General features: G+C 70.8%; 3 protein-coding genes and 1 pseudogene. 1 reads left to right on the forward strand and 3 read right to left on the reverse strand.

Annotated elements, in window-relative coordinates; translation table 11 throughout:
• Together LNK82_RS42935 and LNK82_RS42940 are read right to left on the reverse strand one after the other, a co-directional pair.
• Positions 1 to 278 (reverse strand): annotated as a pseudogene (locus LNK82_RS42935) (hypothetical protein); the annotation flags it as partial.
• Entirely contained in the window at positions 275 to 1,198 is a 924-nt protein-coding gene (locus LNK82_RS42940; RefSeq protein WP_230572565.1) for an ATP-binding cassette domain-containing protein, read from the reverse strand. The gene LNK82_RS42940 and the pseudogene LNK82_RS42935, both read right to left, overlap by 4 nt.
• A 103-nt stretch (positions 1,199 to 1,301) precedes the next feature.
• Here LNK82_RS42940 and LNK82_RS42945 point away from each other — a divergent pair, with 103 nt between their 5' ends.
• Positions 1,302 to 2,048 (forward strand): TetR/AcrR family transcriptional regulator, encoded by a 747-nt coding sequence (locus tag LNK82_RS42945; protein WP_230572566.1) that lies wholly within the window; start codon positions 1,302 to 1,304, stop codon positions 2,046 to 2,048.
• Positions 2,049 to 2,087: 39 nt separating this feature from the next.
• Here the strand turns inward: LNK82_RS42945 and LNK82_RS42950 are convergent, their stop codons facing one another.
• Positions 2,088 to 2,555, reverse strand: coding sequence for a DUF417 family protein (locus LNK82_RS42950; RefSeq protein WP_230572567.1), 468 nt, complete (start codon positions 2,553 to 2,555; stop codon positions 2,088 to 2,090).
• Between the last annotated feature and the right edge of the window lie 295 nt (positions 2,556 to 2,850).

Consider the following 2,850-nt stretch of genomic DNA (forward strand, 5'->3'; position numbering starts at 1 on the left):
TGGGGGCGCGGGGGGTCGACCGGCCGCCGTTCCTGGTGGGCCCCCCCCGCCCGGGGGGGGCCCCCCGCGCCGTAACCGGTGCACAGCAGGATGATGCCGGGCACCACGTAGTTGATGTACCCCGTGCCGGTGTTGATCGCGCCGCCGAAGACGTACACGAACAGGGTCATCATCAGCAGCGGCAGGACGGCGGACATGATCAGCGTGTCGACGTTGCGCCTGCCGAGCCGGATGCTGCGGCCGATCATCGTCATCGAGTCGGCGATCGCGTGGCTCATGCCGGCACTCCTTCACGTGCGGTCAGGGCGAGGAAGACGTCGTCGAGGGTCGGGCGGTGCGAGGAGACCTGCTCCGGGACCACGGCCGCGGCACGCAGGTCGTCCAGCACCGCGTGCAGGTGCGCGGCCGTGCCGTCGGACGGGACGCCGAGCACGAGCCGCTCGCGGTCGGCGAGGCCGCCGAGCAGCGCGGCGGCGACGTCGAGCGCCGCGCCCGAGGTGAAGCGGAGCTCCAGCCGGTGGCCGCCGACCCTGGCCTTGAGGTCGTCCGCGGTGCCGTGCGCGGCGACCTTCCCCTTGTCCAGCACCATGATCCGGTCCGCGAGGCGGTCGGCCTCCTCCAGGTACTGGGTGGTGAGGAAGATCGTGGCGCCGGTGCGGACCAGGTCGCGGATGGCGTCCCACATGGTCGTGCGGCTAGCCGGGTCGAGCCCGGTGGTCGGCTCGTCCAGGAAGATCACCTTCGGCTCGGCGACCAGGCTCATGGCCAGGTCGAGGCGCCGCCGCATCCCACCGGAGTACGTCCTGACCCGCCGGTCGGCGGCGCCGACGAGGTCGAACCGCTCCAGCAGCTCGGCCGCGCGCGCCTTCGCCACCCGTCGGCCGAGGTGCATGAGCCTGCCGACCAGGACCAGGTTCTCGCGGCCGGTCTGCTCGGCGTCCACCGCCGCGTACTGGCCGGTCAGGCTGATCACGCCGCGCACCTCGGCCGGTTCGCGCACCACGTCGAACCCGGCCACCCGCAGCCGGCCGCCGTCCGGGCGCGACAGCGTGGACAGGATCCGGATGGTGGTCGTCTTGCCCGCGCCGTTGGGACCGAGCAACGCGAAGACCGACCCCTCGGCGACCTCCAGGTCTATCCCGTCCAGCACCGCGGTCGACCCGTACGCCTTGCGCAGGCCGGTGGCCTCGACGATCATCGCCGCCCCCTTTTGTGTATTAGGTACGCTAAAGAGCGTAGCTCATACGCAGTTAATTCCGGTAGCCCTAGACTGGTCGACGGCGGTGACGAGAGGGTGATGGATGGCCGAGGAGCACGAGCTGCCAGCGGACGTTGCCCTGCTGTGGGGCCTGCGCGAGGCGCCGAGGCGTGGCCGCAAGCCGTCGTTGTCGGTCACCGAGATCACCCGGGCCGCCATCGAGGTCGCCGACGCCGAAGGGCTCGGCGCGGTGTCCATGGCCCGGGTGGCGCAGCAGCTCGGCAACTCCACGATGGCGCTCTACCGGCACGTGAAGAGCAAGGACGAGCTGCTCATGCTGATGTCCGACGCCGCGCTGGAGGAACCGCCCCCGATGCCGGCGACCGCCGACTGGCGCGCCGGGCTGACGCTGTGGGCGACCACCGTGCTGGCCGTGCTCCGCCGGCACCCCTGGTACGCCCGGATCCCGCTCGCCGGACCGCCCCTCGGGCCGAAGAACCTGGCTTGGTTAGACAGCGCGCTCGGCACGCTCGCCGGCACGCCGCTGGACGAGGGCGAGAAGGTTGGCGTGGTGATGGGCCTGCTGACGTTCGTGCACGGCGAGATGCGGATGACCACCGAGCTGGCGGAGAGCTTCCGGGAGAACCCCGAGGCGTTCGGACCGTCCTACGCGCGGGCGTTGCGACAGCTGGTCGACCCGCGGCGGCTGCCCGCCCTCGGCCGGGTGGTCGACGCCGGCGTGTTCGACCAGCCCAACCTCTTCGACGAGCAGGACGTGGAGGCCGACTTCCGGTTCAGCCTCGACCTCTACCTCGACGGCGTGGCCGCGCACCTGACCCGCCGGGGGTGATGGTGCTGCGGGGTCGGTCGGGACCCCGCAGCACCGCGATCACCGCCGGGCGACGTCGACGCGCGCCACCCGCTGCCGCACGGGTGCGTCCGCCGACATGACCGCAAGGCCCGCCGTGATCAGGACCAGGTTCTTGACCACGAACTCGCCGGTCATGGTCAACAGCAGCGGGTTGCCCGTCTGGAACGCGACGGACGGCTGCACGACGAGCGTGGAGAACGTGCCGGCCAGGTGGAGCACGACCAGCAGCGCCACCCAGCGCAACCGGAACCCCACCACCAGGGCGATGCCGAGCACCACCTCCACCACACCGAGCGCGAACACGAAGACGCCCGGGTCGAGCCACGGAACGGTCCGCGCGACCAGGTCGGCGACCGGGGTCGTGCCGGTCACCTTGAGGGCGCCGAACCACACGAACACCACTCCGAGCGAGCCCCGCAGCAACGGGATGCTCAACGTCCGCAGGGCGTGCGCGGGCGCATCCAGACGGGACGGGAACTCCGTCATCCACATCACTTCCTTCGCGTGCGGGACCACGTCGACCCGCCCGCGAAGGAAGGCCCGTTCCGTGGTCCACACTGACCGGAACAGTTCTGGGAGCGCTCCCAGAACTGTAACGGTAAGGAAACGCGCTGTGAAGACCTGATTCCACGCCGTCCCGGATCGGCGGCTAGTTGTTGCGGGTCATGACGTTGGTGACGGCTGGTAGGGCCTGAGACGAGGGACGGGTCTTTCGGCGGCAGGATGAGAAGTGCGACCAACTCGTCCGCCGAGCAGAAAGACCCGTCCGTGCTCCACCGTA

The organism is Saccharothrix luteola (genome assembly GCF_020859565.1).
Lineage (GTDB): Bacteria > Actinomycetota > Actinomycetes > Mycobacteriales > Pseudonocardiaceae > Actinosynnema > Actinosynnema luteola.

Coding starts and splice junctions, on each gene's coding strand:
- LNK82_RS42940 (WP_230572565.1), bottom strand. CDS start 1,198: ATGATCGTCGAGGCCACCGGCCTGCGCAAGGCGTACGGGTCGACCGCG.
- LNK82_RS42950 (WP_230572567.1), bottom strand. CDS start 2,555: ATGACGGAGTTCCCGTCCCGTCTGGATGCGCCCGCGCACGCCCTGCGG.
- LNK82_RS42945 (WP_230572566.1), top strand. CDS start 1,302: ATGGCCGAGGAGCACGAGCTGCCAGCGGACGTTGCCCTGCTGTGGGGC.